General features: G+C 57.1%; 8 protein-coding genes. 2 read left to right on the plus strand and 6 right to left on the minus strand.

The window, feature by feature from the left end; all coding sequences use genetic code 11:
• Positions 1 to 2,538: a PAS domain-containing sensor histidine kinase gene (locus tag AB9L16_RS11145; RefSeq protein ID WP_041478717.1), complete on the minus strand. Its 2,538-nt coding sequence runs from the start codon at positions 2,536 to 2,538 to the stop codon at positions 1 to 3.
• Positions 2,539 to 2,647: 109 nt separating this feature from the next.
• Here AB9L16_RS11145 and AB9L16_RS11150 point away from each other — a divergent pair, with 109 nt between their 5' ends.
• On the plus strand, positions 2,648 to 3,757 hold the full coding sequence (locus tag AB9L16_RS11150) for a PilT/PilU family type 4a pilus ATPase (RefSeq protein ID WP_095179759.1): 1,110 nt from the start codon (positions 2,648 to 2,650) through the stop codon (positions 3,755 to 3,757).
• Between the two features lie 142 nt (positions 3,758 to 3,899).
• Positions 3,900 to 7,589, plus strand: coding sequence for a hypothetical protein (locus tag AB9L16_RS11155; RefSeq protein ID WP_375123551.1), 3,690 nt, complete (start codon positions 3,900 to 3,902; stop codon positions 7,587 to 7,589).
• Between the two features lie 18 nt (positions 7,590 to 7,607).
• On the opposite strand, the gene AB9L16_RS11160 is transcribed toward AB9L16_RS11155, so the two are convergent.
• From AB9L16_RS11160 to AB9L16_RS11180, 5 genes are all read right to left on the minus strand, one after another.
• Positions 7,608 to 9,581, minus strand: coding sequence for an acetoacetate--CoA ligase (locus tag AB9L16_RS11160; protein WP_375123552.1), 1,974 nt, complete (start codon positions 9,579 to 9,581; stop codon positions 7,608 to 7,610).
• Between the two features lie 150 nt (positions 9,582 to 9,731).
• On the minus strand, positions 9,732 to 10,505 hold the full coding sequence (hbdH, locus tag AB9L16_RS11165; protein WP_375123553.1) for a 3-hydroxybutyrate dehydrogenase: 774 nt from the start codon (positions 10,503 to 10,505) through the stop codon (positions 9,732 to 9,734).
• Positions 10,506 to 10,512: 7 nt separating this feature from the next.
• Complete coding sequence (locus AB9L16_RS11170) at positions 10,513 to 11,904, minus strand: GntP family permease (RefSeq protein WP_016774505.1); 1,392 nt, start codon at positions 11,902 to 11,904, stop codon at positions 10,513 to 10,515.
• Positions 11,905 to 12,178: 274 nt separating this feature from the next.
• Complete coding sequence (locus AB9L16_RS11175; protein WP_375123554.1) at positions 12,179 to 13,594, minus strand: sigma-54 interaction domain-containing protein; 1,416 nt, start codon at positions 13,592 to 13,594, stop codon at positions 12,179 to 12,181.
• A gap of 133 nt (positions 13,595 to 13,727) precedes the next feature.
• A complete protein-coding gene (locus AB9L16_RS11180; RefSeq protein WP_073474724.1) occupies positions 13,728 to 15,302 on the minus strand; it encodes an ABC transporter ATP-binding protein in 1,575 nt (524 codons plus the stop codon).
• Positions 15,303 to 15,311: the final 9 nt, after the last annotated feature.

A 15,311-nucleotide genomic window follows, 5' to 3' on the forward strand; every position in this document is an offset into this window, starting at 1 on the left:
TCACGGGGTCGGGTTGCTCAACTTGCGAATCTTGCTCGCCAACACTTCCAGGACAAAAGGCTTGGCGACCATGTCCATGCCCTCTTCAAGAAAGCCCTGGCGCTCGGCAGCAATCTGCGCGTAACCGGTCATGAACAGCACTTTAAGGCCGGGACGATGCTGGCGCGCAATTTCCGCCAACTGGCGACCGTTCATGCCGGGCAGCCCGACATCGGTGACCAGCAGATCGACACGTTGCGCGGACTCGAACAAGGGCAGGGCGATTTTGGCGTTTGCCGCTTCGAAGGTTTTATAGCCCAGCTCCCTCAGCAGATCGAGCACCAGCATGCGCACCGCCGCGTCATCCTCGACCACGATTGCGGTTTCGCCAGAAGATGAAGCAGCAATCGGTTCGGCTTTCTTCACAGATGAGGTTTCCGGCGTCGGCTCAAGCAAGCGCGGCAAGTACAGGCGCACGCAAGTACCTTGCCCCGGCACGCTGTCGAGGCTGACGTGACCACCGGATTGCTGGGCGAAACCGTAGATCATCGACAGCCCGAGCCCGGTGCCCTGGCCGATCGGCTTGGTGGTGAAGAACGGATCGAACGCTTTGGAGCGAATTGACGGAGTCATGCCGGTGCCGTTATCGCTGACCGCGAGCATGACGTATTCCCCGGCCTTGACCGGTTCGAGAATGGTGATGTCGCTGCTGTCGAGGTAAACGTTGGCAGTCTGGATCAGCAACGTGCCGCCTTCGGGCATCGCGTCGCGGGCGTTGATCACCAGATTGAGCAAGGCATTTTCCAGCTGGCTGACGTCGGTGCTCACCGGCCAAACGTCTTCGGGCAGGCGCAGTTGCAGATCGATCGGATCGCCTTTGGTGCGGCGGATCAGATCTTCCAGCGAGTGCACCAGCTCATTGACGTTCAGTTGCTTGCGGTCCAGCGACTGGCGCCGCGAGAACGCCAGCAAGCGATGCGTGAGCGCCGCCGCGCGATTGGCCGATGACACGGCCGCTTCGGTAAAACGGCCGATCTCGTCGGCACGACCATTGGCGATGTAGCGCTGCATCAAGTCCAGACTGCCGATAATGCCGGTGAGCATGTTGTTGAAGTCGTGGGCGATGCCACCCGTGAGCTGGCCGACGGCTTCCATCTTCTGCGCGTGGCGCAAGGCATCTTCGGCGCGCTCGCGTTCGAACATCTCGTTCTGCAAACGCTCGTTGGCCTGAGCCAGTTGCTCGGTGCGCGCGCTGACCCGCTCTTCGAGGGTCTCGTTGAGATTACGCAGGGCTTCTTCGGTTTTCTTGCGCTCGGTCTCGTCGATGACAAAGATGTAGAAGCCGTTCACTGCACCGTCCGCACCATGTCGCGGCAGATAATTCATGAGGGCATGACGGGTGCTGCCATCGCGGTGCGGTGTGTAGAAACTGAAGGAACAGGCGCGCCCGGCCAGCGCTTCGGCGATGTACGGTGCACGCAGGAAATACGCCTCTTCGCCGATGACTTCGCGAATCTTGCGCCCGTACAACTCTTGCGGTGTAAGGCCGTACCAGTCGAGATACGCTGCGTTGTTCAAGCGAAAACGTTCTTCGGCGTCGACATAGCTGATCAGGATCGGCATGGCGTTGATGATCAACTGCAATTCGGTCTGGCTCTGACGCAGCGCTTGTTCGGTGTGTTTGCGTTCGGTCAGGTCCAGCGCCGCGCCGAGAAAGCGCATCGGCCGACCATGATGATCCTTGTAGCAACGCCCCCGCGCGAACACCCAGCGCAGCGTGCCATCGGCCTGCAACAAGCGATATTCCTCAGCGTACTCGGTGCCGTGGGTAATGCAGTGCTTGATGCCGCGCGCAACCATTGCGCGGTCTTCGGGGTGCACCCCGTGCATATATTCGCTGATCGGCAATTGCCCGGCCTTGCTCGGATCAACGCCATGCAGTTCGGCAAAATGCGCATCGGCAATGAATCGGTCTTCGCCAATGTCCCAGTCCCACGTTCCGACGGCGTCGGCGGCGGCGAGGGCCAGTTGCAGACGCTCTTCGGACTGGCGCTGAGCCTTGAGGCTTTCCTCGGAACGGCGCTGCAATTCCAGGGCAATACGGCGGCGTTCGTTGGTCTCAATGGCAGTGATCAGAATGCCGGCGACCTGTGCGGTTTCATCGCGAATCGGGCTGTAGGTCAGGTCCAGCCAGAAATCGGTTTTTTTGCCGTCCCGCTGCACGCTGAAACGCTGCTCGCTGAAGCTGCGCACCTGACCCTGCAGCACCGCTTGGTAGATCGGCTCGGCAAAATCCCGCACTTCCGGCCAGATCTCATGCGTTGGCTGGCCGAAGGCTTCGGGATGCTTGCTGCCGGCGAGCAGGGCGAAGCCATTGTTGTAGATCTGCGTGAGTTGCGGCCCCCACAACAGCAGCATCGGCATCGGCGAATGAATCACGATGTCCACCGCTGTGCGCAGGCTCTGCGGCCAGGTGCCGGCGGCGCCCAGCGGACTGCGGCTCCAGTCGGTGCGGGCGATCAGGGCCTGGGCGTCATCGGTGGTGGGTACAGCATTCATGTTTCAATCCTGAGCGTGGTTCGGTGAGACGGGGTCTATCATTGTTGCAGGAGCCGCGCCAAGCGTAGGCCAAATCTGCTCATTCAATGCTTCGCGGGTGCTTTCAGCCATGGAAATCGATGCACTGTTGTCAACATTGTCGCAAAAAAACGGTTCGGATCTCTTCCTTTCCACCGGCGCACCACCGAGCGCTCGCATTGATGGTGTGCTGACGGCGCTCAGCGATCAGCCATTCAAACCTGGCGAAACCGCGGCCATCGCCACCTCCCTGATGGACGCCGAGCAGCGCCGGGAGTTCGACCGGGATCTGGAAATGAACCTGGCAATCTCCCGAACGGGCGTCGGCCGGTTCCGGGTGAACATTTTCAAGCAGCGCAACGACGTTTCGATCGTTATCCGCAACGTCAAGCTCGACATCCCGCGGTTCGAAGACTTGAAACTGCCGCCGGTGTTGCTGGAAACGGTGATGCTCAAACGTGGCCTGATTCTTTTTGTCGGCGCTACCAGTTCGGGCAAGTCGACCTCCCTGGCGGCGCTGATCGATCATCGCAACCGCCACAGTGCCGGACACATTGTTACCATCGAAGACCCGATCGAATATATCCATCGGCACAAGCGCTCGATCATCAATCAGCGTGAGGTTGGCGTCGATACGCGCAGCTTTCATGCCGCGCTGAAGAACACTTTACGCCAGGCACCGGACGTCGTCCTGATTGGTGAGATCCGTGACCGCGAAACCATGGAGCACGCGCTCTCGTTTGCCGATACAGGGCATCTGGTGTTGTCCACGTTACATGCGACCAATGCCAATCAGGCGCTGGATCGCATCATCAATATGTTTCCCGAGGAGAAGCGCGAGCAGCTGTTGCAGACATTGGGCAACAACCTGAAAGCCTTTATCTCGCAGCGCTTGGTACGCACTGTCGACGGCCAGCGCAGGGCGGCCGTGGAAGTGTTATTAGGTACGCCGACTGTTGCTGATGCGCTCCGTCGCAATGAGTTGGCTGAGTTGAAAAGTATCATGGAGAAATCCGAAGACTCAGGCATGCAGACATTCGATGCTGCACTGTTACAGTTAGTCCTTGCGCGTGTTATTACAGTAGAAGAAGCTTTGAAAAACGCGGATTCGACAAACAACTTACGGTTAGGCATCAAGCTTAAACTTGATTCTCCAATCAACGAAAAAGCATCGACAGGGGATTGGGGGTTGGTGGAGTAAGTTGTCGTGTCTGTAGGCGGCTGAGCGGTCAGGTGATAGATGTTTGAAATCTAGACTAATACTTGGTTAGTTGTGGTTTCGCCTGTTTTTATTAGATTTGCGATCTCGATAGCAAGTCCATGTAAATAAACAGGTCAATAAAATGAAAAATCGATGTGGTGCAGGTGCTCTTTCCAAGTTGAGCGCTGTCGACAATGTGCGTTGTTCTGCCGCAGATGAATTAGAGCGAATGGCACTTCTAGGCCAGTTGAAAAGATTTCTTGTTGAAGCTCCGGAAGACGTTGCACGGGATATTTCAAACGACGACCAAAAGATCATCTGGCTCTCGCCTGAATCCTCTTTTGGACGTTTACAGAAACCGGCCAGCGAGATGCTTCAGGATCTGATGAGCTTACTCGGCTCCGGCACCTACAGTAGGGTTACGTCTTCGGGTGAAATTCACATATACGTTACTCATGAAGGGTGGATGGATGTATCGGATAACGTCAAGAGTAATCCCGACGCGAATGAGAAGTTCGAGAAGTTAGTTGCTATTGCAGCAGGTCTTGGTGGATTCGTTCACCTTGATAACGCAGTGCTGTTGTCGCAGTGGTTGCGTTTTCACGGGTTCAACGTGCCGGATGACAGAGAAAAACTAGAAAGCTTGATTGGCTTTTTGGAGTGGAAGTGGCCTGAAGGAGATAATTTTGGTAATTACTGGGGGCAGATAACTGGGCTAAATGATACGTCGATCACCTTGACACCACAGCAGTGTGCAGAGATTCGCGCGGTGACGAGTAAACTTTTCCCTGCGAATGAGAATCTACTTAACACAATCTTCAGAAGCGTCAGACCGTATAACGTTACTACAGTTAATTGGGACAGCGCTAACGAGGTCGTTGCAATGCTGGTTCGTCATCCAGCGTCGCAGAAAATTGCCAAGGAATACGTCATTGCACTGGACTGGTGGGGGGCGAAGGATTCCGAGGAAATCAGTAGTGACGATCTAGCTCAGGTATTGCTCACCGCAATAATTTTGCAGTTGGATTCATCCATAGGCGTTACTGGCAAGCGCAACTGCATCGGAACCTTTGATATATACGATTCGAGCACCATGGCTGATAGGCCGTTATATGCCATACGTGAAAATTTTGAGGCTTACCTTGTAGCAAAGGGCCATTCGCACTCGATTATTCCTCTCGCTTCCCACCTGCTCCTGGCTCATGTAGCGCCTTGTCTCTTGGTTAAAAATCTGCCCCAAGAGCTTCACGCTGGCTCGATCGGCTGGGTGACGTTTTGCCAGGCGGTGAGCTTTATCGAGATCAATTGTCGAGGCGTCTCTCGCTTCATGACATATGAACAAGTCATGAAGTTTGCAAGCATGGAAACGGTCAGCCCGGTACTGGGGGAGCTGCAAGGTATTACTGCGATCGACCCTATCATTGACTGGGCATTGATGAATGAAGTCATCACTCATGAGCAACTGAGCACGTCTGCTCTTACAGCAGCTCAAGACGCTTTGAATGCGTATAAAACGCACGTGGATGATATTGTTTTGGGAATCAAGGCATTTGGGGCGGCTCCGCCCAATCGGAAACGACTGGCGATGACTGCATTGAAGCAGGCGGTTGCTGATTTTGATGTTATTGAACAACCTCTTTTGCGTCCTGAGACTTATTCTGCAATGAGAGTGTCGATGCTTGATCTTCATATCGAAGGGTTGCTGGCGTCCGGAACATGGGATTGGAATAAAGAGCCCGGCATTTTCGATAAGTATCCGCAGCTTTTGGCCTTGCCTGCCATCAAACCAGCATTCGAAGCTGAGCTCGTTAGCTATCACTGCAATATTCATAAGGCGATGGCTTCAAACATAAAGCTGGCGATAGCAGGAATGCCTCGAGCCGATCGAGATGTCTTTGCCTCAAGCAAGATCACGTTTTTTACTGTACGTCCTTCGGTTGCAGAGATTTACTATCCGTCATCGGCTAATTATAACTTGGTCGGCGCGGGTAATCAGCCACCCAAAAATATCGAAGTTCAGCTCAAGAAAGACCAGGCGGTGGGGCGGTTCGGTGTAATTATGATAGCTTCCTTCGGGAATAATCAGACTTTATGCTATGAAATGTTTACCTTGCTGGGAGAGTGCAGAAGAAACGATGAGCTAGGCAAATTGATTATTTATACCCAAAAAATGAACATGCCTGGAAGGGTTGAATATACAGGGAAGCCCAATGATGCATTTTTCCCTTTGCCCCCCACGCATAACGTTCCAACTGATTTCGATAGCTACATTGTCGGAAAAAAGCCGTCGCCGAATGCCTCTGGGATTATGGTTATAGAGAAACTTGGCACTGTTATGGCTCCGACTTCTGCGTCGCGGGTCGTTCGTAATCATTATCAGTTTTTCGTAAATGAGCATATCGAAAATATTGCCCAATTTGTTGTGAAGAACAGACCATTGGGCAGCCTCCAGGATTTCAGGGAAGTCTTCACCGAATACACTGATAAAGAGCGTGCGGAGAACACTTATAACGAGGTGCTGACGTATATTATTGACCTGTGTGTCCCGTTCAAGAAATGTATCGAAGACTTGGCTTCCGGAAATAGAAATCAGGTGGTTGACGGAATTTACGCGTGCACGATGGATGCTATCGGTATTTTCTTCACTGTACTGGGTGCCCCGGCTAAAATTCTGCATATCGCAGCCAAAACAGTTTCGTTAACGGCAAAAATCGGCAGCCTCGTCAGGTTTGGCATTTCTCTGACAGTCTCGACTTTCAATCCGATTGATGGATTGCCAACTGCTGGATACCAAGCGTCAAAAGCATTGTTCAAAAGCGTCATGCATTTGGGCGCGTCGGGCGCAAAAGTCGTGGAATCTGCCGTTGTCCAGATGAGCAGACTGACCGGTACGGCGCGGGAATTTCACAAGCTGGCGAATGCTACCGATGTTGGTTTCGGGAGGTGGCGCCCGCTTGGAAGCACCGCGTCTTCTTTCAATGTCTGTGCCATCAAGAAAAGCAGTGAGTGGTACGCGGCCAATCGGCTAGGTAAGCCGTGGGGAAAACGACTCGTCAATTTCGACCTGCAAGAGAAGTTTAGTCTGCCATTACTGCAGAAACCGGTTCCGGGTGTTTTTACAGCTCACATTCTCGAGCGCAGTCTGCCACTGGCCCGTTTCAAAATAGACAGCGCAATTGAAATGCTGGGCTCGCCGGCGCTGAATTTCAAAACCGACCCCGCGATTGGATTGTTTTTTGGCAGTACCGCGGCGGCGCGTGACGAATTGTCCAATCTGCTAAGCGCCATCAGGCTGGATTTCGGCGGAACGTCCGCCAGTAATTTCCTGTTGGATAGCCTGAAACTAGATGATGGCGTCATTGAGGTAAATCCATTCGATTACAGTAAATGGAAGAGCGCAGGAGCTACAGATAAAAAGCGTGTTCAGTACATGACGGTCAATACACGTAACTTCAACCAGCGATTCAGCCTGACAGGTTACGGCGAAATCGCTGATGACCTCATCCACGAAATGATTCGGGTCAACCCCGCCAAGACCAGTCTGATCACTGCCGAGGGGGCGACCCGAGATGGTAAGGTCGGTTTGGATGTGGCGCCTTTACTAAACTTGGCAAAGGGACGCTTGCCCCGATCTGAGCCTATCACTGGCAGTTTTCACGAAAGTGCTCAAGCGCTCCTCAATGCAGACTCGCTGATGCTCGTTATTGCCTTGCTCAGTTTGTTGAAAACAAACGAAGCGTTGTTTTCGCTGAATCTCAGCATCATGCGCGCAGCGATCGAAGCCAGTGGAGATCAGCCCCTCACCGGTGAAGTTGTAATACAGCTGAATTGAGGCTGCGCCAGACGAAATTCAGTGTTGAATAACTTCGGTCATGGCCAGTTCGCGCCGATCCCGAAACTGCTCCAGCGCTTCGGGATTGGCCAGTGCATCGGTATTTTTCACTGGCCTCCCATGCACGACATCGCGCACCGCCAGCTCTACGATTTTGCCGCTGATGGTGCGCGGTATATCGGTTACTGCGACGATGCGTGCGGGAACATGCCTGGGTGTGGTATTGGCGCGGATCACTTCGCGGATTCGCTGTTCAAGCCCTTCATCCAGCTCGACGCCGTCGCGCAAACGCACGAACAACACGACGCGCACATCCTCCTGCCATTGCTGGCCGATGGCGACGCTGTCCAGCACTTCACTGATTTTCTCGACCTGCCGATAAATCTCCGCCGTGCCGATGCGCACGCCGCCCGGATTCAACACCGCATCCGAACGGCCATGGATCATCATTGCGCCATCGGACAATTGCTCGGCGTAATCACCCTGCGCCCATACACCGGGGAACTGGCTGAAATAAGACTGGTGCAGTTTTGAGCCGTCGGGGTCATTCCACAAGCCGATCGGCATCGCCGGGAAGTGCCGCGTGCAGACCAGTTCACCTTTCTCACCGATCACCGGCTGGCCAGCGTCGTTCCACACCTCGACGGCCATGCCCAGGCTCTTGCCCATGATTTCTCCGCGACGTACCGCTGACAGCGGATTGCCATTGACGAAGCACGAAACGATGTCGGTGCCACCGGACATCGAGGCCAGACACACCTCGGTTTTGAAGTCGCGATAAACGAAATCGTAGCTTTGCGGTGACAAAGCCGAGCCTGTGCACAGCAGGGTTTTCAAACTGCTCAAATCATGGCTTTCCCGTGGCCTGGCGCCGCTGCTTTCCAGCGTCGCGAGGAATTTCGGACTGGTGCCAAACACGCTGATGCGTTCATCGTCGATCAGGTCGAGCAGGCGCTGGTGATTCGGGTGGAACGGCGAGCCGTCGTAGAGCACCACGGCGCTGCCCACTGCGAGTGCCGAGACCAGCCAGTTCCACATCATCCAGCCGCAGGTCGTGTAGTAGAACAAACGGTCACCGGGACTGAGATCGCAGTGCAGGCCGTGCTCTTTGACGTGTTGCAGCAGCACGCCGCCGGTGCTGTGGACGATGCATTTCGGCACGCCAGTGGTGCCGCTGGAGTACAGCACGTAGAGCGGATGATTGAACGGCACCGGGGTGAAATCCGGTTCACCGCCGGGTTGATAGAAGTCTTCCCAGAAGCAGACATCAGCGTGGGTTTGGTAATCCTCGATGCGCGCTTGCGGACGGGCGTACGGGACGATGATCAACTGCTGCAGTGACGGCAGTTGTGCAAGGATTTCGTTGAGCTTGGCGGTCTGATCCAGGGTTTTTCCGGCGTATTGATAACCGGCACAGGTGAGCAGCACTTTCGGTTCGATCTGGCCAAAGCGATCGATCACGCCGTGTGTGCCGAAGTCGGGCGACGAGCAGGACCAGATCGCGCCGAGGCTGGTAGTGGCCAGCATCGCCACCAGGGTTTGCCAGGTGTTGGGCATGCACGCCGCCACGCGATCACCCCGGCCAACGCCCGCCGCGCGCAGGCTCGCCTGAAACCCGGCGACCTGTTCGGCCAGCTCGGCCCAGGTCAGTTGTTCGCGCTGACCATTCTCTGCAACTGCGATCACGGCCACGGCATCGTCGCGGCGGCGCAACAGGTGTTCAGCGAAGTTCAGGGTCGCGCCGGGGAACCACTCGGCGCTGGGCATTTCTGCACCTTCACGCAAGACGGCGTCGGGCTGAGTGTGGAAGCGGATGTCGAAGAAATCGACGATCGCCTGCCAGAACGCCGGGCGCTGATCGATGCTCCATTGGTGCAGGGCAGGGTAGCCGTCGAGCTCGAGCGAATTCCGCTGATTGATATCGCGCCGGAAGGCATCCATACGCGAACCGGCGATACGCTGGGTGTCGGGTTGCCAGAGGATGTCGGACATGGGTTTGCCTCTTCTTATCGGATTCGTACAGGCCAGGGAGATCATTCCCTGTGGGAGCGAGCCTGCTCGCGAAAGCGTTGTCTCAGTATCCCGAACTGTGTCTGATAAACCGCATTCGCGAGCGGGCTCGCTCCCACAATGGCCAAGTGTTTATTGCGCCAGCCAGCCACCATCAATGTTCCACGCCGCGCCGCGCACCTGGCTGCCGGCTTCGCTGCACAAGAACAGCACCAGCTCACCCAGATGCTGCGGTGTGACGAACTCCAGCGAGGGCTGTTTTTCCGCCAGCAGATCATGCTGCGCCTGCTGCGGATCGACCCCCTTGGCCGCGCGATCGTCGATCTGCTTCTGCACCAGCGGCGTCAACACCCAGCCCGGACAGATCGCATTGCAAGTGACATTGGTGGTCGCGGTTTCCAGCCCGACCACTTTGGTCAGGCCGATCACGCCATGCTTGGCGGCGACGTACGCGGCTTTGCCGATGGAGCCGACCTGGCCGTGCACCGAGGCGATATTGATGATGCGCCCCCAGTTCTTGCGGCGCATGCCCGGCAGACTCAAACGGGTGCTGTGGAACACCGATGACAGGTTGATCGCAATGATCGAATCCCAGCGCTCAACGGGAAACTCTTCTACCGCCGCAACGTGCTGAATGCCGGCGTTGTTGACCAGAATGTCGACGCCGCCAAACTCGCGCTCGGCGTAGGCGACCATGTCGGCAATCTGCGCCGGGTCGCTGACATCGGCGGGATGATGGCCGACCTTGCCGCCGAACTGAGCGACTTCGGCGATCACCTTCGAAGCATCGCCGAAGCCATTGAGAATCAGGTTGGCGCCAGCTTTCGCGAGAGTCAGCGCGATGCCCAGGCCGATACCGCTGGTGGAGCCGGTCACCAAAGCTGTCTTGCCGGAAAGAGTGGTCATGAATACCTCACACAATACCAGTGGCGTAGAAAGTGCCGATCACCACGAAAACCGCGAGGGTCTTGATCAGCGTAATACAGAAAATGTCTTTGTAGGCTTCGCGGTGGGTCAATCCGGTCACCGCCAGCAGGGTGATCACCGCGCCGTTGTGCGGCAGGGTGTCCATGCCGCCACTGGCCATCGCGGCCACGCGGTGTAGCACTTCCAGCGGGATATTCGCCGCGTGCGCCGCGCTGATGAACTGCTCGGACATCGCCGCCAGCGCAATGCTCATGCCGCCCGAGGCCGAACCGGTGATGCCGGCGAGCAGCGTCACGGTGATGGCTTCGTTGACCAACGGATTGGGAATCTGCTTGAGCCAGTCGGCCAGCACCAGAAAGCCCGGCAGCGAAGCGATTACCGCACCAAAGCCGTATTCAGACGCCGTATTCATGGCTGCGAGCAACGCACCGCTGACCGCGCTTTTGCTGCCTTCGGCGAGCTTGCTTTTAATCGCCTTAAAGCCGAACGCCAGCACCATGAGGATGCCGACCAGCAACGCCGCCTGCACCGCCCAGATCGCCGTGAGCTTGGCGATTTCGGTAGTGACCGGCGCGGCCATGCCCGGCAGTGCGAGGCTGTGGGTCTTGCCATACCACTGCGGAATCCATTGGGTGAACAGCAGGTTCATGATGCCCACGGCCAGCAATGGCGACAGGGCAATCCACGGGTTGGGCAGTTTCAGGTCTTCGGCAGTTTCCGGTTCGTTGCGCAGTTCAGTGCCGTAGCCTTCGCCGGCACGTTGCGCCTTGTTGCGTTGGCGTTGCAGAAACAGCATGCCGGCGCAGAACACGAAAATCGTGCCGATCACCCCCAGCCACGGCGCCGCCCATGCGGTGGTGTTGAAGAAGGTGCTGGGGATGATGTTCTGGATTTGCGGCGTGCCGGGCAGGGCGTCCATGGTGAACGAGAATGCACCGAGGGCAATGGTCGCCGGAATCAAACGCTTGGGGATATTGCTCTGGCGGAACATCTCCGCTGCAAACGGATAAACGGCGAAGACAACGACGAACAACGACACGCCGCCATAAGTGAGCAGGGCGCACACGAGCACGATCACCAGCATCGCTTGTTTGGTGCCAAGCAGGCGAATCGCAGCGGCGACGATCGAGCGCGAGAAACCGGACAGTTCGATGAGCTTGCCGAACACCGCGCCGAGCAGGAATACCGGGAAGTAGAGCTTGATGAAACCGACCATCTTGTCCATGAACACCCCGGTGAACGCGGGGGCAACGGCGGACGGATCGGTGAGCAGCACCGCGCCGAGGGCGGCGATCGGGGCGAAGAGGATGACGCTGTAGCCACGGTAAGCGGCGAGCATCAGCAGCGTCAGGGCTGCCAAGGCAATGATCACACTCATGGTGTGTCTCTCCAGATTGTTATTTTTGTGGGTGAAACGGGTGTGGAGAGGTGTTAGCGAGATTTGTGCCAATCTTCTAACTGTTTGAAATATAAGGAAATTAGATCTCGGTCGAGTTCTCGAAGCTGTTTTTGTCTCTTAGTTGAGATTTTCTTTGAATGGGCCGGAGCCTTCGCGAGCAGGCTCGCTCCCACATATGACATGCATTCCCCTGTGGGAGCGAGCCTGCTCGCGAAGCTTTTGTTTTGTCTTCATACAGAGATTCGATATCTCTTTATGTAGACTCGACAATCCCCAGCGCAGCCATTTTCTTGTACAGCGTCGACCGCCCCAGACCCAGCCGAACCGCAGCCTCCGGTACCTTCCCCGCGCATTGCGCCAGGGTCGATTCGATCAACTGCCGATCAAAGCGCGCCCGCGCCTGCGCGAATGTCTCCCGAGCCGATGCGTGCGTGCTCGGCTCGGACGTCCGCGCAACGGGAGTAAACGTGCCAATCGCCCCGCGAATATCCTGCTCGGTCAGCATGAGGTCATCACTGAGCAACGCCGCCCGCTCCAACACATTGCGCAACTCACGGATGTTGCCCGGCCAGGCATGCTGGCCCAACAGCGCCAGCGCATCGCGGTGCAGTTCATGCTGGCTGCGCAGTTCTTCGAGAATCGCCTCGCTCAGCGCCGGCAGATCATCGAGACGTTCGCGCAGCGGCGGCACCTGGATCGGCAGCACATTGAGGCGGTAGTACAAATCGGCGCGAAATTCGCCGCGCTTGATCGCTGCCTGCAAATCCGTCGACGTCGCGGCGATTACCCGCACATCGCTCTGAATCACTTCATTGGAGCCGACCGGCTCGAACTCCTTTTCCTGCAACACGCGCAACAGTTTGCTTTGCAGCGGTAGCGGCATATCGCCGATCTCGTCGAGAAACAGTGTGCCACCCTGAGCGATTTGTAATTTACCGATGCGGCCCTTGCGGTCAGCGCCGGTGAAGGCGCCGGGTGCCGTGCCGAAAAATTCGGCTTCCAGCAGCGCCTCTGGAATTGCCGCGCTGTTGATGCTGACGAAGGCTTTGTGCGCGCGCGGCGAAGCGCTGTGAATGGCTTGTGCGAGTAACTCTTTGCCAGTGCCGGTTTCTCCCAACAGCAACACGGGCGAATCAGCGCTGGCGCTTCGTCGCGCACGTCGTTTGACTTCAAGGCTGGCGGCGCTGGTACCGATGAAATGGGCGAAGTTGTATTTGGTCTGCCGCGCACGCAGCAGTGAGCGGGTCGAGGCGAGTTCTTCCTGCATGCTCAGGTAACGCTTGAGCATCGGCGACAGCGTGCGCAACTCGTCGAACAGGGCAAAACCGATGGCGCCGATCACGCTGCCGGCATCGTCGTGGATCGGCAGGCGCATCACCACCAGCGGCTCCTTTGGCGTGTCCTGCATGTCCAGCAGAATCGGCCGACCGGTGCGCACCACCTCGCGCAGCAGGCTGCCGGGGATCACGCTTTCGCAGGGTTTGCCGATAGCGCCTGCCGCTGAATCGAGACCAAAGCGCCGGGCATAGCGTTCGTTCATCCAGACGATGTTCGCATCGCGATCGACAATCACCGTGCCCTCACTGGATTGCTCGATGATCTCGAACAGCGAACGGATCGCCAGAGTGCGCACCCGTTGGTAGTCCTTGAGGCTTTCGGTGGTGTTCATGGAGGCTGATCCTGATTGTTTGTTGCCGGTACCGATCCCTTCGCGAGCAGGCTCGCTCTCACAGGGGCCTGCATTCCAAATGTGGGAGCGAGCCTGCTCGCGAATGCCGCGCCGCGAATTAGCAGAAAAAAACCTACCCCGGATGCGCCGCCGCCAACAGCTCTTTGGTGTAGGGATGCTGCGGGTTGTCAAATACGTCGTGACTGGCACCACGCTCGACCACCTGACCGTCCTTGATCACGATCATGTCGTGTGCCAAAGCGCGCACCACCGCCAGATCATGGCTGATAAACAGGTAGGTCAAACCGTATTTCTCCTGGAGATCACGGAGCAGGGCGACCACTTGTTTCTGCACGGTGCGGTCAAGTGCGGAGGTTGGCTCATCGAGCAGGATCAGCGCGGGTTTGAGCACCAGAGCCCGGGCGATGGCGATGCGTTGGCGTTGGCCGCCGGAAAATTCATGCGGGTAGCGATGGCGGCTTTCCGGGTCGAGGCCGACTTCCTTGAGCACGCGAATCACTTGCTCATCACATTCATTAGCGGTCGACTCGCAATGCACTTCCAGACCTTCGCTGATGATCTGTGCCACCGACATGCGCGGGCTCAGGCTGCCAAACGGGTCCTGAAACACCACCTGCATCTGCCGCCGCCACGGCCGCAGCTGCTTTTGATTGAGGCCGTCCAGCGCTTCGCCCTGAAAGCGAATGCTGCCCTCGGAATCCAGCAAGCGCAGGATCGCCTGACCCAGCGTCGACTTGCCCGAACCGGATTCGCCAACAATGCCCAAGGTCTTGCCGCGCTGAATATTCAGACTGATGCCATCGACTGCGCGCAGATACTGCTTGCGCCTGAACAGCCCGCCGCCGACCTGGAAATCGACGCGCAGGTCAGCGACTTCCAGCACATTTTCACGTTCGTCACGGGGCAGGGCTTCACCTTCCGGCTCAGCGTTCAACAGCACGCAGCTGTAAGGGTGTTTGGGTTCGGTGAACAGGGTTTCGCAGGGTGCCTGCTCGACGATCTCGCCAGCCTTCATCACACACACCCGCTGCGCGATGCTGCGCACCAGATTGAGATCGTGACTGATCAGCAGCAGCGACATGCCCAGGCGCTGTTGCAGGGACTTGAGCAGCAAGAGAATCTTGCGTTGCACGGTGACATCCAGTGCCGTTGTCGGCTCGTCGGCAATCAACAACTCCGGTTCGCAGGCCAGGGCCATGGCGATCATCACCCGTTGCCGTTGCCCGCCAGAGAGTTGGTGCGGATAGGCTTTCAAGCGTTCCTTGGGTTTCTGGATGCCGACCAGCCCGAGCAATTCGAGAATGCGCTGCTGCGCTTGCTTGCCGCCGAGGCCGCGGTGCAATAACAGGGTTTCACCGATCTGCTTTTCGATGGTGTGCAGCGGATTGAGCGACGTCATCGGCTCCTGAAAGATCATGGCGATGCGATTGCCGCGCAGTTCTCGCAAGACCTTCGGATCAGCACCGAGCAACTCCTGCCCGCGATAGCGGATGCTGCCACGGGTTTGCGCCTCGCTCTCAGGCAGCAGTTGCAGGATCGAATGCGCGGTCACCGATTTCCCCGAGCCCGATTCGCCGACCAGCGCAAGGCACTCACCGGGGCGGATATCCAGGCACAGGTCACGCACCACAGTCTGACCATGGAAGGCGACATTGAGGTTGCGGATTTCAATCAGGTTTTCAGTCATGGTCACGCT

Origin of the sequence: Pseudomonas sp. LW8, from assembly GCF_041956865.1 — a bacterium.
In the GTDB taxonomy this organism is placed as follows: Bacteria; Pseudomonadota; Gammaproteobacteria; order Pseudomonadales; family Pseudomonadaceae; genus Aquipseudomonas; species Aquipseudomonas siliginis.

Bases quoted from the DNA above. Each gene is read 5' to 3' on its own strand.
- AB9L16_RS11145 (WP_041478717.1), bottom strand. From the start codon at position 2,538: ATGAATGCTGTACCCACCACCGATGACGCCCAGGCCCTGATCGCCCGC.
- AB9L16_RS11150 (WP_095179759.1), top strand. From the start codon at position 2,648: ATGGAAATCGATGCACTGTTGTCAACATTGTCGCAAAAAAACGGTTCG.
- AB9L16_RS11155 (WP_375123551.1), top strand. From the start codon at position 3,900: ATGAAAAATCGATGTGGTGCAGGTGCTCTTTCCAAGTTGAGCGCTGTC.
- AB9L16_RS11160 (WP_375123552.1), bottom strand. From the start codon at position 9,581: ATGTCCGACATCCTCTGGCAACCCGACACCCAGCGTATCGCCGGTTCG.
- hbdH (WP_375123553.1), bottom strand. From the start codon at position 10,505: ATGACCACTCTTTCCGGCAAGACAGCTTTGGTGACCGGCTCCACCAGC.
- AB9L16_RS11170 (WP_016774505.1), bottom strand. From the start codon at position 11,904: ATGAGTGTGATCATTGCCTTGGCAGCCCTGACGCTGCTGATGCTCGCC.
- AB9L16_RS11175 (WP_375123554.1), bottom strand. From the start codon at position 13,594: ATGAACACCACCGAAAGCCTCAAGGACTACCAACGGGTGCGCACTCTG.
- AB9L16_RS11180 (WP_073474724.1), bottom strand. From the start codon at position 15,302: ATGACTGAAAACCTGATTGAAATCCGCAACCTCAATGTCGCCTTCCAT.